Here is a 23,300-nt window from a genome sequence, read left to right on the forward strand (position 1 = left end):
AGTTGGTCAAGTAATGTAGCATAAGAAATTAACAAGCTTACACCGTTTATTAATAATTTTTTTTCTGGCGTTGACTGTTTTATAGCCAAAAATAGTATAAGTCAGTTTGCTCAAGGTCTAGGAGGCATTTATGAAAAAAGTGGCGGTTATTTTAAGTGGCAGCGGCGTATTCGATGGGGCAGAAATCCATGAAGCGGTATTAACCCTATTAGCCATTGAGCAGTGTGGTGGAAGCTATCAATGTTTCGCGCCAGATAAACCTCAACTGCACGTCGTGAATCATTTAACCTCAGAGGTTAGCGAAGGTGAGACTCGAAACGTATTAGTTGAATCTGCCCGTATTGCCAGAGGCGACATTAAACCTGTTACGGAATGTCATGTTGAAGACTTTGATGCGTTAATCTTACCTGGCGGCTTTGGTGCAGCGAAAAATCTGTGCACATTTGCAGTGGCGGGGCAAGATAGTGAACCCGATAAAGATGTATTACGCATTTGCCAGGCGTTTGCCAAAGCGAAAAAACCGGCGGGGTATGCGTGTATTGCACCGGCATTAGCCGCCAGTGTTTACGACACAGGGGTAAAACTCACCATAGGCAGTGATGAAGCTACCGCTAACGGCATCAATGCCATGGGCGCTACCCATGTCAATTGCGCCGTAGACGAGGTGGTGGTTGATAATGAAGCGAAATTAGTGACGACGCCTGCATACATGTTAGCCCAGTCAATCAGTGAGGCGCATGAAGGGATCAGCAAAATGGTAGAAACCGTATTGGCAATGAAATAGCAATAAACCCTTAACAAGGGTTTTCTCTTGTGTGGTAAACGCCCTATAATCAGTTGAGGTTTTAGGGCGTTTTATTGCCCCAGCATCCCCGCCACGACTTCGGGTAACACAATAACAAAAAGGCAAAAAGCAGCATGCACTATCGTGCGATTATACGTATTTTGGGGCTTCTCATTGCCCTTTTCAGTGTCACAATGATACCACCTGCCATTGTTTCACTTATATACCAAGATGGTAGTGGTTTGCCTTTTACGCTGGCGTTTTTCCTATGTGTGCTAGGGGGCATTGCCCTGTGGTATCCCAATCGATTAGAAAAACATGATCTGCGAGCGCGGGAAGGCTTCTTGATCGTTGCGCTTTTTTGGTCCGTGCTTGCCAGTGTTGGGGCCATACCTCTGATCTTATTAGAACAGCCTTCTATGTCGGTTACCGACGCTTTTTTTGAATCCTTTTCGGGACTAACAACCACAGGTGCCACCGTTATTGAAGGCATCGATTTTCTGCCACACTCAGTGCAGTTTTACCGTCAGCAACTACAGTGGTTAGGCGGTATGGGTATCATTGTATTGGCCGTGGCTATCTTGCCAATTCTTGGTGTGGGGGGAATGCAGCTGTATCGTGCGGAAACGCCGGGTCCAGTGAAAGATAACAAAATGACGCCACGTATCGCAGATACAGCCAAGCACCTTTGGTATATCTATCTGAGCCTTACTATTGCTTGTGCTGGCGCGTACTGGTTGGCCGGTATGAATCTTTTTGATGCTATCTGTCATGCATTTTCTACCGTTGCCATTGGCGGTTTTTCAAATCATGACGCCAGTCTAGGGTATTTCAACAGCCCCTTAGTGAACATCGTGTGTACGGTATTTTTGCTAATTGCAGCACTTAATTTTTCTCTGCATTATGCGGCGGTAAGTAGCCGTTCGGTAAAAGGCTATTTTAAGGATCCTGAATTTAAGGCGTTCTTTTTTATTCAGGCTACCCTTATTTTAATCTGCTTTTTGGTATTGGTGTTGTCTGGGTTTTATGAGTCGGCTGAAACCGCCCTTGACCAAGCTATGATTCAAGCGGTCTCCATTAGTACCACCGCAGGTTTTGCGACCACCGACTTTTCCGTATGGCCTACTTTCTTACCTATTCTTCTTATTTTTTCCAGTTTCATTGGCGGGTGCGCTAGCTCAACAGGCGGTGGCTTGAAAGTGGTACGAGTTTGCTTACTGTTTTTACAAGGCAAGAGAGAAGTCGATAGACTTATTCACCCTAAAGCGGTGTATGCCGTTAAGCTAGGGGAGCGGGCAATGCCAGATCGGGTGGTAGAGGCCGTATGGGGGTTCTTCTCAGCCTATGCTGTGGTGTTTGTGATATTGATGGTAGGGCTTATTGCCACTGGCTTAGACAACTTAAGCGCATTTACCGCTACCGCTGCAATGCTAAACAATTTAGGCCCTGGCCTGGGCAGTGTGGCGTCAAATTACGCTGATGTTAGCGACCCTGGTAAATGGATTTTAGTGGTGGGGATGGTGTTTGGGCGATTAGAAGTATTTTCGTTATTGGTACTGTTCTCACCCACATTCTGGCGTAGCTAGGGCGGGAATATCACTTAGCCAAAAAAGAAAGCACTTGGTTGGAAGAGTTTTTCTACATCACTGATGTATTTCTTGTCTACCAAGAACAGAATAACGTGGTCGTTGGCTTCTATTTTGGTATCACTGTGAGCAATGATGACTTGTTCATCTCTAACCACTGCTCCTATGGTGGTACCTGGAGGCAGTTTTATATCACTGATTTGCCGACCAACAACTTTAGAGGTGTTTTCATCACCATGAGCGATGGCTTCTATTGCTTCAGCTGCGCCACGCCGCAATGAATACACATTGACAATATCACCTCGACGAACATGGGTTAACAGCGCAGAAATGGTGGCTTGTTGCGGTGAAAAAGCAATATCGATTTCGCCGCCTTGCACTAAATCTACGTAGGCGCTGCGCTGTATCAACACCATGGCTTTTTGTGCACCCATACGTTTGGCCAGCATGGCAGACATGATATTGGCTTCATCGTCATTGGTTACCGCAATAAAGGCATCCACCTGTTCGACGTTCTCTTCACTTAATAACTCTGGGTCAGACGCATCGCCGCTAAATACAATGGTTTTATCTAAATGGGCAGATAGGTATTTGGCGCGTTCGTGACTATATTCAATCAGCTTTACGTTGTGTTTGTGCTCAAGCTTTTTAGCCAGGCCTGCGCCAATTAGTCCGCCCCCCGCAATCATTATGCGCTTATAGCTGGACTCTAGTTTTTGCAATTCACTCATTACGGCACGAATGTGCTTTGTGGCAGCGATAAAAAACACTTCGTCATCTGCTTCAATCACGGTGGTGCCTAATGGCCGAATGGGACGACCGCGACGATAAATTGCCGCCACACGGGTTTCCACGTTGGGCATATGGTCTTTTAATGCTGAAAGTGCATGGCCGACAAGAAGACCACCATAGTATGCCTTTACTGCGACTAGGCTTGCTTTGCCATCCGCAAATTCAACCACCTGTAATGCTCCAGGGTAATCGATAAGGCGTTTAATGGCTTTAGTCACAAGTTGTTCAGGCGCAATAATATGATCAACCGGAATGTCTTGTTGTTTGTATAATTGCTCTTGATAGATGATGTATTGTTCTGAACGAACACGGGCTATTTTGGTGGGCGTTTTAAATAAACTATAGGCCACTTGGCAAGCCAACATATTGCTTTCATCGCTATTGGTGACCGCGATGATCATGTCAGCGTCTTCAGCGCCAGCTTTCCTCAGTACATCGGGATGAGAGCCTACGCCGTTAACTACCTGTAAATCTAATCTGTCTTGCAGTGCACGCAAGGTAACAGGATCGGAGTCGATAACTGTAATTTCGTTTTTTTCTCCAACCAAGTTTTCAGCAAGTGTTCCGCCTACTTGGCCTGCGCCCAAAATGATGATTTTCATCTAATTTAACGTGCCTTATTGCTTTTATTTGCTAGTCGACTTTACCAGCCTCGCATAATAGAAACCATCCATTTGTTGCTCGCCGGGTAAAATCTGTCGGCCTGGCTTCTCAGGGGTTTCTGTTTTAACGATAGGGCTAAGTTTTGCGTCTTTATTATCCGCTAGAAAACGTTGAATTTGCTCGCAGTTTTCTTGCGGTAAAATAGAGCAGGTTGCATAAAGTAATGTACCCCCTGGTTTCAATGTCGTCCACAAGGTATCAAGAATTCGGCGCTGTAATAAAGCGAGGTTGTCAATGTCACTGGCTTTGCGTAGCCAGCGGATATCAGGATGACGACGAATAACGCCCGTAGCCGAGCAAGGGGCATCGAGAAGAATGCGGTCAAAGTATTGGCCGTCCCACCAAGAAGACAGGTCGGAGGCATCGCCTTGTTTAATCTCTGGGTTATGCCCAAGTCTATGCATGTTTTCATGCACCCGAGCCAACCGGGAAGCATCAGCATCTAATGCAAGACAATAGGCAAGGGAAGGTGTGCGCTCTAAAATGTGCCCTGTTTTGCCGCCTGGGGCTGCGCAACAATCGAGAACACGTTCGTTGGTTTGTGCATCAAGGTACTGGGCAGCCATCTGGGCAGCGCCATCTTGAACGGCAAAGTGCCCTTCGTGAAAGCCGGGTAAACTGGTAATATCTTGTCGCTTAGAAAGTAAAATGCCGTCGCCATGCTGTTCGCTTAACTGAAACTCAATGTCTGCGTCTTCCAAGTTCGCGATAAAATCGGCACGTGAAATTTTACATTGGTTTACTCGCAACCAAATCGGTGCCATCGCATTGGTTGCCTCTCGAACGGCATCTGCTTCATCGAGATAGGCATTATCTATGGCTTTGTACAACCACTTCGGAAGCCCGCTTTCTATAATGGGGTTGTCGATGGCTTTATCTGCCAAGCCATCTCGCTCAAAATTTCGAAGTACAGCATTCACTAAACCTTTAAGTGCGGTGCCGCCTAAATACGGCGCTGCGTTAACAGTTTCGCCCACCGCAGCATGCTGGCTTACTCTCGAAAAAGCAAGTTGATACAAACCAAGTAAGATTAAGTGTTCAATCACCTTCTTATTGCCTTTCAAGGGTCTATCTAATAGCCCTCTAAGCCAATTCTGTAGCAAGGGCAGCTTGCGCATGACACCTAACGACATTTCCTGAATCCACGCATTGTCTCTGGGATTGTGACGTCGTTGAACGCGCTCTAAACAGTCTCTGGATGACTTGCCATTTTCTAAAATTTGGTAAATAACCCACGCGCAATCGGCACGCAGGTTCTTTTGTTTGGGGAGGGGAGTGGGTTTCACTAGTCGTCCAAGGTGTTAAGAGAAGTGCCAGGTTCAAACCATGCCTTACGTGCATTAACCACGTCTACGGCGGGCAAGGCTTTTTTACCGGGAATTTGCAGCGAATGAATACGCAAACCACCACGGCCCGTGGCAACAACTATCCCGTGTTTATCTGCTTGGGTGATAGTGCCTGGCGCATTCCCTGTCGCTAGGTCATCGATGACATCAGCGGCCCAAATTTTAATATTCTGATCGGCAATGGTGGTCCAGGCCACAGGCCAGGGATTAAACGCCCGGATGTTGCGCTCTATCTGCTGGGCATCATCACGCCAGTCAATAAAGGCTTCTTCTTTTGAGAGCTTTTTAGCGTAGGTGGCGTCTGCATCATCTTGCGGGCTTGGCGTAAGCGACGCTAAGTTATCTAGCGTGTGTAAAAGCGCAGTAGGGCCCAAATCGGCTAATTTCTCATACAAAGATGCGCTGGTATCGGTGTTGGCAATGGGAATGCGAGCAATATGGAGCATGTCGCCAGTATCAAGCCCTTCATCCATTTGCATAATGGTGACACCTGTTTCATCATCACCGGCCCACACGGCTCTTTGAATCGGTGCTGCCCCTCGCCACTTAGGTAAAATTGAACCATGTACGTTTAAACACCCTAACTTAGGCGCTTCTAATACCGCAACAGGAAGGATTAACCCATAGGCCACAACCACCATAATATCCGCATTCAGTGCTTGTAGCTCGGCTTGTGCATCACTGCTTTTTAGCGAAGCTGGCTGATAAACAGGGATTTCGTGGCTAAGTGCCATGGCTTTCACTGGGCTTGGGGTTAGCTTTTTCCCTCGTCCTGCCGGACGGTCTGGCTGCGTATACGCGGCAATAACCTGATGGTCACTTTCAAGTAACGCAGCTAGGTGTTTTGCCGCGAAGTCGGGTGTACCCGCGAATACAATGCGTAGTGGTGTAGTCACATCAACCCTTAGGCACGCGCTGCAAGGCGAGCGTCTTTTTCTAATTTTTTACGAATACGTTGGCGTTTAAGTGGTGAAAGGTAATCAATAAACAACTTACCCTTTAGATGGTCAAGTTCGTGTTGAATACAAATAGCCAAAAGCCCTTCAGCATCAAGCTCAAAGGCTTCACCTTCTTCGTTTAACGCTTTAACAGTAATCGCTTCTGCGCGTTCCACTTTCGCATAATTACCCGGAACCGAAAGGCAGCCTTCTTCGCTAATAGTACTGCCATCTTTACGGGTTATTTCAGGATTAATGAATACGCGGGGCTCGTTTTGATCTTCCGAGACGTCCATGACAACAACTTGAACGTGACGGTTGACTTGCGTTGCCGCTAAACCAATACCATTTTCGTCTTTCATGGTTTCAAACATGTCAGAAACAAGTTGTTTAATTTCGTCGTTCACTTCTTCTACCGGCTTTGCCACGGTACGAAGGCGTTCGTCTGGAAAACTTAATACGTCTAATATAGCCATGTGTCGCTTACTTAACCTTTTCGCTGTATAAATTCATATACGATCTAATAGCCAGCACACTTTACAGTGCCTGTTGAGTTACTATTCTAACGTATATCACGTCATTTGGTGCACTTTTTTAGTCAAACTCACTATTCTGAGTTATTAGTGCATATAACGTTATTGTCTGAAATTTCAACAGCAATGGGCAGCGAAAAAACTACAAATGTTTAATTCAAAAAAGCGATTACAACATGCCGCGTTAGGTATTCTAATTTTTATTATGCTGATAAGTGTGCCTGCCTCTGCCCGCCAAGTTAAGGCCGATGCGCCGCAGACCTATACGGTAAAAAAAGGGGATACCTTGTGGGACATTGCCTCTGTTTTTCTTGATGAGCCATGGGTGTGGCCGGAACTATGGCGAACCAACACCCAAATACAGAATCCACACCTTATTTATCCAGGCGATGTTATCAATTTAGCCTTTTTTAATGGTCAGCCAGTGATGTCTTTAAAAAGGGAAAAGCCGGTTATTGTCCTTAGTCCCGCTTCACGCAAAAGCGTGAAAGCTGTCCCTATCGATATTCTGCCTGCCTCCGCTATGCAGCCCTATATTCATCAACACCACGTGGTGGATGAGGACACCTATCAGACCTTGCCTTACGTATTAGGCAATCATCATGGAAATGTCCGCTTTGTCGACGATAATTTAATTCTTAGTTCTCTAACAAACGGTACTGAGGATCAGTTACAAGTGGTAAGAAAGCAATCTACTATCTATGCACCAGATGGAGAGGTACTTGGGGTACAGCTTACTCATATTGCTAATACAACACGGTTTTCTTCTGCACAAGATGGCGTAGATGTCCTAAGAATGACGCAATCTTTTCAAGAAGCGAAGCGGGGCGACAAACTCATTCCCTATATGCCCGATCGGATGCCAGATTTACATCTTCAAGCGGCTAAGCAACAACAGGGTGTAATTGTAGGCGACTTACACGATCACAATTTATTAGGGAAGTATGATGTGGTCATTGTTAACTTAGGTAACGCTGACGTGGCGCCCGGTATGGTCATGGGTGTTTACACGGCGGGCCCCGACATTATAGATGGAAAACGGCCACAGTATATTGATGAGCCAGGTGGTGCCGACGGTCTCAATCTCTTTTCAAAAAAATTGGCACAGCCAGCGCTAAAAGTTGGCGAAATCATTATTTTTAAAACTTTTAATAAGGCGAGCTACGGCCTTATATCGCGGGCAAGTGAAGGCATAACAAAGGGGTTTATTGTAGCTAAGCCCTAACAACACGCCCAGTGCCGCATAAAACCAGGAGCGGCAATGAACACCAAAAACTTGGCTCAATTAAACCAGCACCAAAAAGCATGGTTAATTCTTGCATCAGCGTTGAAAGTGGGGGCGGGTAAGTGGCTTGATGCCATAGACAAACTGCATCTTGACGCCATTGAAATCGTCAAAATGCACAGTGAAGGGAATCTACAAAATCCTAAATTGGCCGAGCTATGCCAACATATCAACCTTCGACTGGTGTTGCGAGCTGAGCAATGGTTGGCACAAAGTCACTCACACCATGTCGTCACCATAACTTGCGAACATTACCCTCGCTTATTGAAGCAATTAAAAAACCCTCCGCTTATCTTGTTCGTATTAGGTAATGTGACGCTGCTCAATGCACCTCAAATTGCGATTGTAGGCAGTCGTAATTCGAGTTTTCAAGGTAGAGACATTGCACAAGGGTTTGCCGAACAATTAGTTAACCATGGTGTGGTGGTCTCAAGTGGCCTTGCAACGGGTATTGATGCGTCCGCGCATAAAGGCGCGATGATTCAAAACGCGGGGACTATTGCTGTTATGGGAACTGGGCCTGATAAGGTTTACCCTAGAAAGAACTCGGCGCTTCACCAAGACATCATTAGCGCAAATGGTGCCTGTATTACAGAGTTTTTCCCAGGGGTAACCGCGAACCCTTGGCATTTCCCTCGGCGAAATAGAATTATTGCCGCGATGACACTGGGTACGTTGGTGGTTGAGGCGAAAATAAAGAGTGGCACCTTGATAACTGCGAATTTGGCCGCAGATATGGGGCGAGAAGTATTTGCAGTTCCGGGTAGTATATCCCATGCTTATTCTGAAGGTTGTCATTGGCTAATTCAGCAGGGCGCTAAACTGGTGACGCGTGTTGACGATATTTTCGACGAAATTGCAGTTCAACCTTATGCTGATTTAGGTAAGGGCAACAACATTAGCGAAAAAAGTGAAGTGAATAACTTGGCAACCGATAAATTATTAGATAGTGTGGATTACGACATCACCGCTATTGATGTAATAGCGCAGCGTTGCAGTATGCCTGTTCAGCAGGCTATGGCAGAATTATTAGAATATGAGTTGCGTGGTCTTGTAGCTGCTATCCCTGGTGGCTACGTTAAATTGAGGGGGAAATAACATGTTCGACATCCTCATGTATCTGTTTGAAAACTTCATTCACAGCGAAACTGAAATTCGTGTAGATCAGGACGAATTAACAGAAGAACTTGTGCGCGCGGGTTTTCATCACGATGAGATTTACAAAGCATTAGCGTGGTTGGAAAAGTTGGCTGCGTTACAAGAAACAGATATCAATCCTTATTTCTGTAAAGGGATTAGCACCAGCTTAAGTCGAATTTATACTCATGAAGAGCAAATGCGTCTTGATGTAGAGTGTAGAGGTTTCTTATTATTTCTAGAGCAGGTGGCGGTGTTGGATGCGTCAACCCGAGAAATGGTGATAGACAGAGTGATGGAAATAGACTCGACGGAATTTTGTCTAGAAGACCTTAAGTGGGTAGTGCTGATGGTGTTATTTAATGTGCCAGGAAAAGAAAAAGCCTACGCACAAATGGAAGATTTATTATTCGATGAACCCGATGGCGTGTTGCACTAATGTGCAACTCGTCACTGTAGTTACCTATGTCGAAAATCGATCATTCGCTGTTTTCTGCAGATGCTCACGCCCTTGAGCATAATTTTGGCCAGTGTCCGCAGTGCAATAAGCCGTTGGAAATAAAACACAGTAAGTCTGGCCCTTTTATCGGTTGTAGTGGGTATCCGCAATGCGAGTTCAGTAAACCCCTTCACGATAATCAAACCGCACTTTTAAAAACGCTAGAGGGTGTTCAGTGCCCTGAATGTTCGTCTGATTTGGCCATTAAAAAAGGTCGATTCGGTATGTTCATTGGCTGTACTCATTTTCCCTCGTGCCACTATATCTCTGCCATAAAGCAGAAAGAAGACACCCAGGTTACATGCCCTAAATGTGAAAAGGGGCAGTTAACTGCTCGCACAAACAAATATGGCAAACAATTTTTCGCGTGTAATCATTATCCCCAATGTCGATATGTGCTAAATTTCAAACCCATCGATGAAGCTTGCCCAAGCTGTGGTTGGTCTCTACTCATAGAGAAAAAGGGGCAAATATGTTGTCCTCAGCCCAGTTGTGGTTTCAAGAAAGAACACATTAGTTAACTTTAGAGACACGTTAGAATGACGAGTGAAAACCAGTATTCGGTAGCCAGCCAAGATCCTATGGTAGCGGCATTCGAAAACGGTATGTTATTGGTATATCCCACCGAAGCGGTAATGGGCATTGGTTGCGATCCTGACAGCGAATCTGCTGTGTTAGCGCTTCTAGAGATAAAACAGCGACCCATTGAAAAAGGCGTTATTCTCGTTGCAGCCAATTATTCCCAACTTTTACCCTATGTAAATGACAACGCAATTCGCCCTGATATGCGCACAGAGATTTTCTCTAGCTGGCCTGGACCAAATACGTGGTTGTTGCCCAAGTCGACATCAGCGCCAATGTGGTTAACCGGGAAGCACGATAAAATAGCGGTGAGGGTATCTAATCACCCAACAGTGCGCGCCATGTGTGAAACCTTAGGAAAGCCAGTTGTCTCCACAAGCGCTAACCTTACTGGCCAACCCCCAGCACGAACCCTCGATGAAGCAAAAACTATTTTTGCGGACAGCGTGTTGTATGTAGAGGGTAGTGTAGGGAAGAGCAGCAAACCAAGTACCATCAGAGATGGCGAAACTGGGGATATTATAAGAGCATGAGTGAAGCACTGACATTAGATGGCAAAAGCGCGAAAGACATTATTGAGCAAGTAAAGCACTACTTGTTAAGTCTACAAGACAATATTTGTCAGACGTTAGAGTTAGCCGATGGCAAAGGGCAATTTGTAGAAGACAGCTGGATAAGAGAAGAAGGTGGCGGTGGCCGTTCTCGTGTGATCAAAAACGGGGCGGTTATTGAACAAGGCGGTGTCAACTTTTCTCATGTTTTTGGCAGTCAAATGCCTGCGTCAGCAACGGCAAATAGACCTGAGCTGGCGGGGCGAAACTTCCAAGCCATGGGCGTGTCACTTGTCATTCATCCTCATAACCCTTACGTGCCCACTTCGCATGCCAATGTTCGTTTCTTCATTGCCGAAAAAGAAGGTGAAGCCCCCATCTGGTGGTTTGGTGGTGGGTTTGACCTCACGCCATTCTATCCGTTTAAAGAAGATGTTGTGCACTGGCACGATACCGCGAAAAAGCTTTGTGCGCCTTTCGGTGAAGAGGTTTATCAAACCTATAAAGACTGGTGCGATAAGTATTTCTATTTAAAACATAGAGATGAAACCCGAGGCGTAGGTGGTTTGTTTTTTGACGACCTAAACGAATGGGGGTTTGAAAAATCCTTTGCCTATATGCAGGCAGTAGGCAATGGTTATCTTGATGCTTATATCCCTATTGTCGAAAAACGAAAAGAAAACCAGTACTCAGCGCGAGAGCGGGATTTTCAGTTGTATCGCAGGGGGCGTTACGTCGAGTTTAATTTGGTGTTTGACAGAGGCACGTTGTTTGGCTTGCAAACGGGCGGAAGAACCGAATCTATTCTTATGTCAATGCCACCCCTAGCCAGATGGGAGTATTGTTATACCCCAGCACCAGGGAGTGCAGAAGCAAAGCTGACAGATTGGCTGAAACCAACAAACTGGTAGTAATTTGTGCCCTTCAAGAAGGGCGCATTTGATCTATATCAATCATGATGACAACGTAACGTCACTGGATTAGGCTATTTGCGCTGGATCAAAGGTTGATAAAATTAAACCTGTAAAGTGCGTGTATCTTCAACAACACACAAGAGACACACTATGCGCACAAAGACACTTTCAGCACTATGCCTTTCCGTTCTAATGGCTTCACCTGTCGCCCTAGCTCATCAACAAGGTGATTGGATTATTCGAGGCGGCCTTACCTCAGTTGCACCTGACGAAAGCGCATCTAATATCACCGCAGGCGGCAGTGACTTGGGGGTATCGCTCACCATCGATAACAATACCCAGCTAGGTTTAAATATCGCTTATTTCGTAACTGACAATATCAATATTGAATTATTGGCAGCTACACCATTTACTCACGATGTAAACTTCTCCCTACCCGATCCGCTAACAACAGGAAATAAACTTGGGGAAGTCACGCATTTACCCCCCACACTCACTGCTAACTATTACTTCAACAATCCTGATTCAGCATTCCAACCCTATATTGGGGCAGGTATAAACTACACCTTCATCTTTGACGAGGAATTTACTGACGCCAATAGCGATGCGGGTTTAAGTGATTTGTCTCTCGATAATTCATTTGGGTTATCAGCGCAGGTGGGGATGGACTACAACATAGATAAAAAATGGCATATTAATGCGTCGGTGCGGTTTATTGATATTGATACCGAAGCCTCTTTTAACGTGGGTGATGCAAAAGGTAGCGTAGACAGTATTGAAATAGACCCTTGGGTGTACACGGTTTCTGTGGGCTACACTTTTTAGCCTGACGCAAAAAACGGTAAACATACCGCAATAATCCATGCATACCGACAAGCGTGTCGGTATGCATTTTACTTCGTATTAATCATATGCTCGGCTAGCTGATCTAGGGCCTGTAACAGCGTTTGCGCAAGGGCAACATCACTTACTGTTGTCATCATTGCTTTGCGCATGCAGTACATCCATTGTTCTTTTAATGCTGGCGACACAGTAAAAGGTAGGTGGCGCGCGCGTAACCGAGGGTGGCCAAACTCTTGCTGATAAATATCGGGGCCCCCAAGCCACAAGCTTAAGTAAAGAAAGAACACATGGCGGATCCTGTCGAGTGGTTGAGGATGAATGGACAGTAGCTCGCTGGCATAAGTATCATTTTCCATCACGTCGTAAAACCTATTCGCCAATTCCCGAACCTTCTCTTCTCCACCTATGCGGTAATATGGTGTAGTCTCATCAATCTGTTTGTCACTTTTTTGTTTTGATTTAAAGAAATCGCGTATCGCCATGAAAAAATTCGCTGTATTTGGAAACCCTATTGCTCAGAGTTTATCACCAACTATTCATCAAATGTTTGCTCAGCAATGTAATGAAGACATCTCCTATGAAAAAATACTTGCCCCTGAAGAGGGGTTTGTAGAGGCAGCCACCCGTTTTTTAGCGCAGCCAGATGCTGTTGGGTGTAACGTCACCATGCCGTTTAAGCTAGATGCTTATCATTTAGCACAGGTGGATGATCAAGCGGCGAAAGATGCCAAAGCAGTAAATACATTAATGAACCATGAGGATGGAACCATAAAGGGGTTCAACACTGATGGCGTAGGCTTGGTGAATGATTTACTTAATAATGGCGTAGCCTTAAAAAATAAACGAGTATTGCTCATTGGCGCCGGTGGTGCAGCGAGAGGGGTGATTTCACCCTTGCTAGAGGCGGGCGTGGCATCTCTTATTATGACCAATAGAACAATCGCTCGGGCAGAGCAGGTAGCAAATGAAACCAACCACACTCGCTTGTCGGTTGTGTCACTTGATAATATCGCAAGTGTAAAACCCCACGTCATCATTAATTCCACAGCGGCAAGTTTGCACAATGAACTGCCTTGTCGCATGAACGCAAAAGTCTTAGAGGATTGTGAGGTGGTCTATGACATGGTTTACAAAAATTCTCCCACGTTGTTTATGCGGGAAGCAAAAGCGCTAGGCGTGAATCAGTGTTTCGATGGGCTAGGTATGTTAGTAGAGCAAGCTGCTAGCGCTTTTCAGATTTGGACCGGTAAAACACCACAGACAAAAACAGTCGTGTCTGAGCTACGTGCCATAGTGAGTTAAAAAGCGCCTCGAATCGGTGATACAGCGTAGTCACTTGAGGCAGATTACGCTGTATAAAAGAGAGGGGATTACACCAGTGACAAATACTCATTTTTGAGATTAACGTAATTCACGGCAGACTGTTTCAAAAAAGCCCGTTCAGACGCTTTTAGGGGACGCTTCTTCTGCATCGGGTTGCCCACATACAAATAACCGCTTTCTAATCGTTTATTTGGCGGCACCAGCGTACCCGCCCCTATAAACACATCGTCCTCTACCACTACACCATCCATTATTATTGCGCCCATACCCACTAGAATCCTATTCCCTAAGGTACAACCATGCAGCATACACTTGTGACCGACGGTAACATCATCACCAATGATTAATGGAAACCCGTCAGGGTTTTGTGGTGACTTCCGGGTGACGTGAAGTACGCTGCCGTCTTGTATATTTGAGCGTTGGCCAATTCTTATTTTATTTACATCACCGCGAGCTGCCACTAAGGGCCATATACTGGCATCGTCTTCTAATATGACGTCGCCTACTATTATCGATGACTCATCAACATAGCAGCCTGCACCAAGTTGCGGATTAATAGAATGATAAGTACGTAGCGCCACTGTTGCTGTCCTTTAAACCTCTTATTTGTGGATACGATGGTATACCTTTATTTAATCAGTACCAATACCCTCATTATTTCAGGCTACAGCCGCTAGAGAAGGTAGGTACCCATAAAAACTGTGAAAAACAGTACAATATATATGCATGGTGAGGGTATTTTGAGCAAACAAAAGGAATATGACACTTTTTTGAAAATACTTGTTGACGTGAGCGCTCATTTCCCTAAAATGCGCATCCGCTTCGGGGGAAAAGCAAAACAGCAAGCCTCCTGAAGTAAGTCTCTACTACCTTTATAGGCCAGTAAAGACGGGAGTTTAGAAGGAACGCTTCAGAAAATAAATTTTCAAAAAGTGTTGACAACAAAAACTTCCAGCGTATAATGCGCACCTCACTCGAACAGGGTGAGCCACTAAGAAGCAACGGCTTCTAGTGAATTGCGACGAAGTTGCAATGTTCTTTAACAATTTAAACAAGACAATCTGTGTGGGCACTCGTTAAGAGTGTCACAACGACGATTCATATTTCGATATATTTAATTGAAGAGTTTGATCATGGCTCAGATTGAACGCTGGCGGCAGGCCTAACACATGCAAGTCGAACGGTAACATTTCTAGCTTGCTAGAAGATGACGAGTGGCGGACGGGTGAGTAATGCTTGGGAACTTGCCTTTGCGAGGGGGATAACAGTTGGAAACGACTGCTAATACCGCATAATGTTTTCGAACCAAACGGGGCTTAGGCTCCGGCGCAAAGAGAGGCCCAAGTGAGATTAGCTAGTTGGTAGGTAATGGCTCCAAGGCACGATCTCTAGCTGTTCTGAGAGGAAGATCAGCCACACTGGAACTGAGACACGGTCCAGACTCCTACGGGAGGCAGCAGTGGGGAATATTGCACAATGGGGGAAACCCTGATGCAGCCATGCCGCGTGTGTGAAGAAGGCCTTCGGGTTGTAAAGCACTTTCAGTTGTGAGGAAAAGTTAGTAGTTAATACCTGCTAGCCGTGACGTTAACAACAGAAGAAGCACCGGCTAACTCCGTGCCAGCAGCCGCGGTAATACGGAGGGTGCGAGCGTTAATCGGAATTACTGGGCGTAAAGCGCACGCAGGCGGTTTGTTAAGCTAGATGTGAAAGCCCCGGGCTCAACCTGGGATAGTCATTTAGAACTGGCAGACTAGAGTCTTGGAGAGGGGAGTGGAATTCCAGGTGTAGCGGTGAAATGCGTAGATATCTGGAGGAACATCAGTGGCGAAGGCGACTCCCTGGCCAAAGACTGACGCTCATGTGCGAAAGTGTGGGTAGCGAACAGGATTAGATACCCTGGTAGTCCACACCGTAAACGCTGTCTACTAGCTGTTGTGCTTTAAGTCGTGGTAGCGAAGCTAACGCGCTAAGTAGACCGCCTGGGGAGTACGGCCGCAAGGTTAAAACTCAAATGAATTGACGGGGGCCCGCACAAGCGGTGGAGCATGTGGTTTAATTCGATGCAACGCGAAGAACCTTACCTACACTTGACATGCTGAGAACTTTCCAGAGATGGATTGGTGCCTTCGGGAACTCAGACACAGGTGCTGCATGGCTGTCGTCAGCTCGTGTCGTGAGATGTTGGGTTAAGTCCCGCAACGAGCGCAACCCTTGTCCTTAGTTGCCAGCCTTAAGTTGGGCACTCTAAGGAGACTGCCGGTGACAAACCGGAGGAAGGTGGGGACGACGTCAAGTCATCATGGCCCTTACGTGTAGGGCTACACACGTGCTACAATGGCATTTACAGAGGGAAGCGAGACAGTGATGTGGAGCGGACCCCTTAAAGAATGTCGTAGTCCGGATTGGAGTCTGCAACTCGACTCCATGAAGTCGGAATCGCTAGTAATCGCAGGTCAGAATACTGCGGTGAATACGTTCCCGGGCCTTGTACACACCGCCCGTCACACCATGGGAGTGGGATGCAAAAGAAGTAGTTAGTCTAACCTTCGGGAGGACGATTACCACTTTGTGTTTCATGACTGGGGTGAAGTCGTAACAAGGTAACCCTAGGGGAACCTGGGGTTGGATCACCTCCTTACCATTACGTCGAAAGACGCACTTGATGCAGTGCCTACACAGATTGTTTTGTTCGTAAATGAACAAACTTGGATACTTACGATACTCCTGAGAGTACTGTGAGTCCTCCTTGCGCAAAAGTCATGACAAAAAGCGTCATGATTTTGCACGATAGTTCTTTAACAATTTGGAAAGCTGATATTAATAGTAATCAATCAAAATTGAGTAACTGAGAAGTCGAAAGACGTACTTTTTACTCTACTTGACTTGAATTGCTTGTTATCAACATTGATTGATAGCAAGGCAATTCTTCCGATTAGCTTGTCATGCATACAACATTACCCTTGTCCGATTTCAAAAGGCGGACATGAGGCCGATACTCAAGGCTTTTTAGGGTTGTATGGTTAAGTGACGAAGCGTATACGGTGGATGCCTTGGCAGTTAGAGGCGATGAAGGACGTGTAAGTCTGCGAAAAGCTGTGGTGAGCCGACAAAATGCATTTGAGCCACAGATGTCCGAATGGGGAAACCCACCTGTTTACAGGTATCGTTACATGAATACATAGTGTAACGAGGCGAACGAGGGGAACTGAAACATCTAAGTACCCTTAGGAAAAGAAATCAAACGAGATTCCTCTAGTAGCGGCGAGCGAACGGGGAACAGCCCTTAAGCTGTTTAGTGTGTAGTGGAATCCTTTGGGAAGAGGAGCGATACAGGGTGATAGCCCCGTACACAAAGCGTGCTTTACAGTGAAATCGAGTAGGTCGGGACACGTGTTATCTTGACTGAATATGGGGGGACCATCCTCCAAGGCTAAATACTCCTAACTGACCGATAGTGAACCAGTACCGTGAGGGAAAGGCGAAAAGAACCCCTGTGAGGGGAGTGAAATAGAACCTGAAACCGTATACGTACAAGCAGTGGGAGCCCTTCGGGGTGACTGCGTACCTTTTGTATAATGGGTCAGCGACTTATATTTAGTAGCAAGGTTAAGCGAATAGCGGAGCCGTAGCGAAAGCGAGTGTTAACTGCGCGTTGAGTTGCTAGGTATAGACCCGAAACCCGGTGATCTAGCCATGAGCAGGTTGAAGGTTGAGTAACATCAACTGGAGGACCGAACCCACTAACGTTGAAAAGTTAGGGGATGACTTGTGGCTGGGGGTGAAAGGCCAATCAAACCGGGAGATAGCTGGTTCTCCCCGAAATCTATTTAGGTAGAGCCTCGGACGAATTCCATTGGGGGTAGAGCACTGTTAAGGCTAGGGGGTCATCCCGACTTACCAACCCTTTGCAAACTCCGAATACCAATGAGAACTATCCGGGAGACACACGGCGGGTGCTAACGTCCGTCGTGGAGAGGGAAACAACCCAGACCGCCAGCTAAGGTCCCAAAATATTGCTAAGTGGGAAACGATGTGGGAAGGCACAGACAGCTAGGAGGTTGGCTTAGAAGCAGCCACCCTTTAAAGAAAGCGTAATAGCTCACTAGTCGAGTCGGCCTGCGCGGAAGATGTAACGGGGCTAAGCAATATACCGAAGCTGCGGCAGCACAGTTTACTGTGCTGGGTAGGGGAGCGTTGTGTAAGTGGATGAAGGTGAGTTGTAAAGCTTGCTGGACATATCACAAGTGCGAATGCTGACATGAGTAACGATAATGGGAGTGAAAAACTCCCACGCCGGAAGACCAAGGTTTCCTGTCCCATGCTAATCAGGGCAGGGTAAGTCGGCCCCTAAGGCAAGGCAGAAATGCGTAGTCGATGGGAAACGGATTAATATTTCCGTACTTATATAATCAGTGATGGAGGGACGGAGAAGGCTAGGCAAGCTTGGCGTTGGTTGTCCAAGTGAAAGTGCGTAGACCGAGAACTTAGGTAAATCCGGGTTCTTAAAGTCGAGACACGAGACGAGCTCCCAAGGGAGTGAAGTTGTTGATGCCCTGCTTCCAGGAAAAGCTTCTAAACTTATGATTATATGAACCGTACCCCAAACCGACACAGGTGGTCAGGTAGAGAATACTAAGGCGCTTGAGAGAACTCGGGTGAAGGAACTCGGCAAAATTGTACCGTAACTTCGGGAGAAGGTACGCCTCTGTGTGTGAAGACTTCGCGTCGTAAGCACATGGAGGCCGCAGTGACCAGGTGGCTGGGACTGTTTATTAAAAACACAGCACTCTGCAAACTCGTAAGAGGACGTATAGGGTGTGACACCTGCCCGGTGCCGGAAGGTTAATTGATGGGGTTAGTTTTCGGACGAAGCTCTTGATCGAAGCCCCGGTAAACGGCGGCCGTAACTATAACGGTCCTAAGGTAGCGAAATTCCTTGTCGGGTAAGTTCCGACCTGCACGAATGGTGTAACCATGGCCACGCTGTCTCCACCCGAGACTCAGTGAAATTGAAATCGCAGTGAAGATGCTGTGTACCCGCACCTAGACGGAAAGACCCCGTGAACCTTTACTACAGCTTGGCACTGAACATTGAACCTACATGTGTAGGATAGGTGGGAGGCTTTGAAGCATTGTCGCTAGATGATGTGGAGCCGTCCTTGAAATACCACCCTTGTATGTTTGATGTTCTAACATAGTTCCCTTATCGGGAATGTGGACAGTGTCTGGTGGGTAGTTTGACTGGGGCGGTCTCCTCCCAAATAGTAACGGAGGAGCACGAAGGTTAGCTAATCACGGTCGGACATCGTGAGGTTAGTGCAATGGCATAAGCTAGCTTAACTGCGAGACAGACACGTCGAGCAGGTACGAAAGTAGGTCATAGTGATCCGGTGGTTCTGTATGGAAGGGCCATCGCTCAACGGATAAAAGGTACTCCGGGGATAACAGGCTGATACCGCCCAAGAGTTCATATCGACGGCGGTGTTTGGCACCTCGATGTCGGCTCATCACATCCTGGGGCTGAAGTCGGTCCCAAGGGTATGGCTGTTCGCCATTTAAAGTGGTACGCGAGCTGGGTTTAGAACGTCGTGAGACAGTTCGGTCCCTATCTGGTGTGGGCGTTGGATGATTGATGGGAGCTGCTCCTAGTACGAGAGGACCGGAGTGGACGAACCGCTGGTGTTCGGGTTGTCATGCCAATGGCATTGCCCGGTAGCTACGTTCGGAACGGATAACCGCTGAAAGCATCTAAGCGGGAAGCCGGCCCAAAGATGAGTCATCCCTGACCTTTAAGGTCTGGAAGGGTTGTTATAGACGATGACGTTGATAGGCAGGGTGTGGAAGCGTTGTAAGGCGTTAAGCTAACCTGTACTAATTGCCCGAGAGGCTTAACCATACAACGCCTAAAAGGCTTCGTGAGAAGTTGGCGTTGTAAGCAAAGACAAGCTAAAAGCAAGATAGAGTAAAAAGTAAGTTACTCACTGATTGAATTAATATCAAACTTTCCCAAATTGTTACCAAATTTCTTGGCAGCCATAGCGATACGGTACCACCTGATCCCATTCCGAACTCAGAAGTGAAACGTATTAGCGCCGATGGTAGTGTGGGGTTTCCCCATGTGAGAGTAGGACACTGCCAAGTCCCTATTAGAAAAACCCGCCTTACGGCGGGTTTTTTGCTTTCTGGCGTTTACCTTACACGTCTTAACTGTGCTAGCGCATGCGCGTGTACCAGTGCAATCCTTTCGTTCTGTTTATCGTAGCTTGTCAGTAATAGTCGGCCTAAAAAGCCCTTCACATTATGCATGGCTGCTAGTCCTTTCTTACTTTGATAAGCGGCTTCCCAACTACCATTGGGGGGCAAAGACACGTCTTCTAACCATTGAGTAATAAATGCTTCACTTAGCTCTTTTCGTAAGAATAGGTAAATACTGGCTCTTGCTAATCTATCCGGTTCATTTGTGTGATAGAAAACGACTTGGCTTGGGTTGATCACTGTTTTCAATGATTGTGCTAAGGCAATAAGTTGGTGTTGAGAAATACGTTCATTTAACGCTAGCTGCAAGACTAGATCAGCAGTATGAGGAATTTGATGAATATAGCCGTACTTATCATCAAAGCCAGTAAAGTCTGTGGTGGTTTTAAATAGAAATACTGCTGTTTCTACTAACGCCTTGCGCTGACTCTCATTAAGAAACGGCGTAATTCTATCAACGCGAGCAATTTCAGCTAACCCTAAGGTAAGAAAGGCTTTGTGGTACTGTTTAATACGCGGATTGCGCAACTGTTCTTGAATATCCAATATCATACTAACAAGCGCGGCCTCACTGACCTGACCCGTGCGCAGAATATGGCTAAATGTAGTCAATGCGTAGTCATCCCTTATAGCAGGAGAAGGGGAGGCAAAGCAGGGAAGCAAACTTGCTGGCGCTTGCGCCGTTATTTTAGTGTTTTTCTCAATATCGCAGTCAGGGGTTGGGTTAGCATACACAGGTAATGGGTAGCACATACCGCACAATAGTAGGGTGCATTTTAGGTTCATAAGGGCGCTTTATTCTTCTTTGTATACTTTACTCATAGCCTATCTATAGAGTAATAGACAAGGATTAGCGGTAGGTACTAGGGAAATGTAGGTTGAATTGCGTTATACGGTCACCAACCGTTGAGCCCAACGCATCGGTGACCATAAGAAATCGGTGTTTAAAAGTGGTAGGCGTAAGATAAATTAAGGAAGTCTAGCCCAGGGTTATCGTTGTTTAGGCCGCCATTAGAAAAGTGCATGTAGCGTAATGCCACATGCTGATTTTTATCCAACTCTATAAATACACCTAGCCTATCTTCAAATTGATAATTTGAGCCTATATCTTTACCTGCAACCTTTTGATCACCAATATAACTAGCGCCTATACCAGCTTCTAAATAGACGGGGTATTTGTCATAAAGTGTGGTTACTTGTTTCATGAATACCGGAGTAAGAGACACACCATAACTGGTACTGTGTGTATCATCTTCACCATATTCCCATACCACTGCGCTCACTTCCCAATACAACTTAAGATCGCCAAACCAGTCAGTCGCTAGCGTTTGTTCAACGGGGCGATACGCAAACCTCACGCCATCAATATCGTCAAAACCGTGCATGTAATCCACACTGACAGTTTGCTTAGCAAGCGCTAAGGTAGGCGTGAACAATGCGAAAATTAATAAATGTTTGAATACCTTATTCATGATTACTCCTTATCTATGCTCTAGATAAGCAAAATCATGACCACTGAATAAAGGGTATACTTTTCAATTGGTTATATTTATTTTTATGAGCGGGCTAATGGGCGGGTGTTTCTGTATTACTTACCTTAAGTATTTCTTACAGTGGGAAATACTTAAGGCTCGACTACTGATTGTTTGCCGTTTCGTTGATACCAAGAGTAAGCTGTTTTACCAACGCATCAGGTTGTTTTATCTGATAGGATTTTACAATTTGGGACACTTCACTAGCATGTTCAATTAAAAACTGATTCAGCTGCGCGATAACCTCAGGTTGATTGACGGTTGAAAGCTGAAAGGGCACATCTTTATAAGGAAGGGTAATATCCAGTTCAATGCCAGCGAGTTGTGGGTAACGTTTTACAAAATAGTCCACCACATGATACTCAAGATCAATCGCATCTGCCTTACCCTGATTTACAAGTTGTAAGCCCTCGTAAACGTCGTCGACTTCAATCACTTTAACGAGGTTACTATTGATTCGCTGCTTCCATTTAACCGGGGTAAAGCCTTTAGGTACTGCAAGGGTTTTAATGGATGAAATAGTGTGACCCCGTTTCTCTTCTGTGAGGAAACTGCCGGTTAGCGTGTGAACAAGTGGTTCGGAAAATACTTTCTTTTGCGTAGCCTGAATACCGTTATCCCAGCGAGGGTTGTCAGGAAAGACGAAATCTATATTCCCTTTTTGTAGCTCTATTTGTAGGCGTTTCACCGGCAAACTTAAATACACTAATTCATGGCCGGAGTACTTAGAGAAAGCTTCTAATATCGCCCAGGCTACCCCTCTATCTCTGGATGAGGTGAAATCATAGTGAGGGAAGTAGTCAAGGCGCTGTGCACCAATAACGAATTTATCGGCCATACTGTTAGCACTGCATACACTAAAAATAGTGAATGCTATTAGTCTCAGAACCCATGTGTTCACTTTTGATTTCATCGCGTTAACGTCATCCTTCGTTACTCATTATTGCCATACTTGCGCTTCAGAGACACGTTGCTCTTTCATCAATTCTGGCTTAAGTTTGCGAAAACTTATAATACCGTATGTATTTTTTATTTCCCTTATCTTATTTGGGTTATTTTCAATAAATTGATTTAGCTCATCAATAATACCTTTGTGGCGCAATGACGAGAGCATGAAAGGGATTTCATTATGGGGCAGGGTAAGATCTAACGTGAGAGGCGCCAGTCCATTCACATTTTTGCTAATATGCGAAGCCACATGCATTTCTAAGTCAATCGCATCTACTCTGCGCTTTTGTACCAACCACATTCCTGCCTCAATATCGGATACCCATACCAGCTTAGTTTGTTTTTTGTCTACCTGTTGCTGCCAATTCACTGGCGTAAACCCTAATGGCATCGCTATTCGCTTAATGCGAGCCATGGTATTACCTGTGTTATCTTTTGATACAAAGGTGCCCGTAATGGCGTTGGTTAGCGGAGAGGAAAAGTGCTTGTCGGTATTTTTAGTGACTTGGTTGTACCAACCAGGGTTGTCAGGGTACACAAAGTCTACATGGCCTTTCAGTAGCTCAAGTTGTAAGCGACGTATTGGCATGCTTAGATAAATAAATTCATGGCCAGAGTGTGCCGAGAAGGCTTCAAGAATGGCCCAGCCTACGCCTTTGTCCTCTGATGCAGAGAAGTCATAATGCGGGTAGTAGCCAATATTTTGCGCGCCAACGATGTACTTTTCTGCGCTTAGTTGCGTGCTAAATAGCATAAGCAGTAGACAAAGTAATACCTGCTTCATAC

At 45.9% G+C, this 23,300-nt stretch carries 20 protein-coding genes and 3 rRNA genes; 13 read left to right on the top strand and 10 right to left on the bottom strand.

What is annotated here, in order from left to right; all coding sequences use genetic code 11:
- Window positions 1-130: 130 nt before the first annotated feature.
- Both elbB and IUA53_RS00080 read left to right on the top strand, forming a co-directional pair.
- Window positions 131-784 (top strand): isoprenoid biosynthesis glyoxalase ElbB, encoded by a 654-nt coding sequence (gene elbB, locus IUA53_RS00075; protein WP_196897769.1) that lies wholly within the window; start codon window positions 131-133, stop codon window positions 782-784.
- A 134-nt stretch (window positions 785-918) separates the two neighbouring features.
- A complete protein-coding gene (locus IUA53_RS00080; RefSeq protein ID WP_196897771.1) occupies window positions 919-2,370 on the top strand; it encodes a TrkH family potassium uptake protein in 1,452 nt (483 codons plus the stop codon).
- A 14-nt stretch (window positions 2,371-2,384) separates the two neighbouring features.
- Here IUA53_RS00080 and trkA read toward each other — a convergent pair whose 3' ends face one another.
- The 4 genes from trkA to def are packed head-to-tail and all read right to left on the bottom strand — an operon-like array spanning window position 2,385 to window position 6,585.
- The gene (trkA, locus tag IUA53_RS00085; protein ID WP_196897773.1) at window positions 2,385-3,764 is read right to left on the bottom strand and encodes a Trk system potassium transporter TrkA; all 1,380 of its coding nucleotides are present in this window, start codon (window positions 3,762-3,764) and stop codon (window positions 2,385-2,387) included.
- 24 nt (window positions 3,765-3,788) lie between these two features.
- Window positions 3,789-5,111 carry a 16S rRNA (cytosine(967)-C(5))-methyltransferase RsmB gene (rsmB, locus tag IUA53_RS00090; RefSeq protein ID WP_196897774.1) on the bottom strand — a complete coding sequence of 441 codons (1,323 nt, stop codon included), beginning with the start codon at window positions 5,109-5,111 and terminating at the stop codon, window positions 3,789-3,791.
- Window positions 5,111-6,067, bottom strand: a complete 957-nt coding sequence (gene fmt, locus IUA53_RS00095; protein WP_196897776.1) for a methionyl-tRNA formyltransferase — start codon at window positions 6,065-6,067, stop codon at window positions 5,111-5,113. The genes rsmB and fmt overlap by 1 nt, the downstream gene beginning before the upstream one ends.
- An 8-nt stretch (window positions 6,068-6,075) precedes the next feature.
- Window positions 6,076-6,585: a peptide deformylase gene (def, locus tag IUA53_RS00100; protein ID WP_196897778.1), complete on the bottom strand. Its 510-nt coding sequence runs from the start codon at window positions 6,583-6,585 to the stop codon at window positions 6,076-6,078.
- 205 nt (window positions 6,586-6,790) lie between these two features.
- Here def and IUA53_RS00105 point away from each other — a divergent pair, with 205 nt between their 5' ends.
- From IUA53_RS00105 to IUA53_RS00135, 7 genes are all read left to right on the top strand, one after another.
- Window positions 6,791-7,867: a LysM peptidoglycan-binding domain-containing protein gene (locus IUA53_RS00105; RefSeq protein WP_196897780.1), complete on the top strand. Its 1,077-nt coding sequence runs from the start codon at window positions 6,791-6,793 to the stop codon at window positions 7,865-7,867.
- Between the two features lie 36 nt (window positions 7,868-7,903).
- Window positions 7,904-9,025 (top strand): DNA-processing protein DprA, encoded by a 1,122-nt coding sequence (gene dprA, locus IUA53_RS00110; protein WP_196897782.1) that lies wholly within the window; start codon window positions 7,904-7,906, stop codon window positions 9,023-9,025.
- A 1-nt stretch (window position 9,026) separates the two neighbouring features.
- A complete protein-coding gene (locus IUA53_RS00115) occupies window positions 9,027-9,503 on the top strand; it encodes a DUF494 family protein (RefSeq protein ID WP_044055419.1) in 477 nt (158 codons plus the stop codon).
- Window positions 9,504-9,529: 26 nt separating this feature from the next.
- Window positions 9,530-10,084 (top strand): DNA topoisomerase family protein, encoded by a 555-nt coding sequence (locus IUA53_RS00120; RefSeq protein ID WP_196897784.1) that lies wholly within the window; start codon window positions 9,530-9,532, stop codon window positions 10,082-10,084.
- An 18-nt stretch (window positions 10,085-10,102) separates the two neighbouring features.
- Window positions 10,103-10,678 (top strand): Sua5/YciO/YrdC/YwlC family protein, encoded by a 576-nt coding sequence (locus tag IUA53_RS00125; RefSeq protein WP_196897786.1) that lies wholly within the window; start codon window positions 10,103-10,105, stop codon window positions 10,676-10,678.
- Window positions 10,675-11,607, top strand: a complete 933-nt coding sequence (gene hemF / locus IUA53_RS00130; RefSeq protein WP_196897788.1) for an oxygen-dependent coproporphyrinogen oxidase — start codon at window positions 10,675-10,677, stop codon at window positions 11,605-11,607. Before IUA53_RS00125 ends, hemF begins: the two co-directional genes overlap by 4 nt.
- Before the next feature lie 153 nt (window positions 11,608-11,760).
- Window positions 11,761-12,435 (top strand): OmpW/AlkL family protein, encoded by a 675-nt coding sequence (locus tag IUA53_RS00135; RefSeq protein ID WP_196897790.1) that lies wholly within the window; start codon window positions 11,761-11,763, stop codon window positions 12,433-12,435.
- Between the two features lie 68 nt (window positions 12,436-12,503).
- On the opposite strand, the gene IUA53_RS00140 is transcribed toward IUA53_RS00135, so the two are convergent.
- Window positions 12,504-12,935 carry a group II truncated hemoglobin gene (locus tag IUA53_RS00140; RefSeq protein WP_196897792.1) on the bottom strand — a complete coding sequence of 144 codons (432 nt, stop codon included), beginning with the start codon at window positions 12,933-12,935 and terminating at the stop codon, window positions 12,504-12,506.
- Between IUA53_RS00140 and aroE the strand changes: the two genes are divergently transcribed.
- Window positions 12,934-13,755, top strand: coding sequence for a shikimate dehydrogenase (aroE, locus tag IUA53_RS00145; RefSeq protein ID WP_196897794.1), 822 nt, complete (start codon window positions 12,934-12,936; stop codon window positions 13,753-13,755). The genes IUA53_RS00140 and aroE overlap by 2 nt on opposite strands.
- A 68-nt stretch (window positions 13,756-13,823) precedes the next feature.
- On the opposite strand, the gene IUA53_RS00150 is transcribed toward aroE, so the two are convergent.
- Window positions 13,824-14,357 (bottom strand): gamma carbonic anhydrase family protein, encoded by a 534-nt coding sequence (locus IUA53_RS00150; RefSeq protein ID WP_196897796.1) that lies wholly within the window; start codon window positions 14,355-14,357, stop codon window positions 13,824-13,826.
- Window positions 14,358-14,891: 534 nt separating this feature from the next.
- Here IUA53_RS00150 and IUA53_RS00155 point away from each other — a divergent pair.
- The 3 genes from IUA53_RS00155 (at window position 14,892) to rrf (ending at window position 19,920) form a co-directional block, all read left to right on the top strand.
- Window positions 14,892-16,417, top strand: a 16S ribosomal RNA gene (locus tag IUA53_RS00155).
- A gap of 380 nt (window positions 16,418-16,797) precedes the next feature.
- Window positions 16,798-19,675, top strand: a 23S ribosomal RNA gene (locus tag IUA53_RS00160).
- 129 nt (window positions 19,676-19,804) lie between these two features.
- Window positions 19,805-19,920: ribosomal RNA gene (gene rrf / locus IUA53_RS00165) — 5S ribosomal RNA — on the top strand.
- The 16S, 23S and 5S rRNA genes sit together here, the layout of an rRNA operon.
- A 48-nt stretch (window positions 19,921-19,968) precedes the next feature.
- On the opposite strand, the gene IUA53_RS00170 is transcribed toward rrf, so the two are convergent.
- The 4 genes from IUA53_RS00170 to IUA53_RS00185 form a co-directional block, all read right to left on the bottom strand.
- Window positions 19,969-20,820 carry a DUF2785 domain-containing protein gene (locus IUA53_RS00170; RefSeq protein WP_196897798.1) on the bottom strand — a complete coding sequence of 284 codons (852 nt, stop codon included), beginning with the start codon at window positions 20,818-20,820 and terminating at the stop codon, window positions 19,969-19,971.
- A 158-nt stretch (window positions 20,821-20,978) separates the two neighbouring features.
- On the bottom strand, window positions 20,979-21,506 hold the full coding sequence (locus IUA53_RS00175) for an acyloxyacyl hydrolase (protein ID WP_044055426.1): 528 nt from the start codon (window positions 21,504-21,506) through the stop codon (window positions 20,979-20,981).
- 163 nt (window positions 21,507-21,669) lie between these two features.
- Window positions 21,670-22,404 carry a substrate-binding periplasmic protein gene (locus IUA53_RS00180; RefSeq protein WP_231401211.1) on the bottom strand — a complete coding sequence of 245 codons (735 nt, stop codon included), beginning with the start codon at window positions 22,402-22,404 and terminating at the stop codon, window positions 21,670-21,672.
- A gap of 102 nt (window positions 22,405-22,506) precedes the next feature.
- Window positions 22,507-23,298, bottom strand: a complete 792-nt coding sequence (locus IUA53_RS00185; protein WP_196897799.1) for a hypothetical protein — start codon at window positions 23,296-23,298, stop codon at window positions 22,507-22,509.
- Window positions 23,299-23,300: the final 2 nt, after the last annotated feature.

It is taken from the genome of Alteromonas sp. B31-7, from assembly GCF_015767655.1.
Taxonomy (GTDB): domain Bacteria; phylum Pseudomonadota; class Gammaproteobacteria; order Enterobacterales; family Alteromonadaceae; genus Alteromonas; species Alteromonas australica.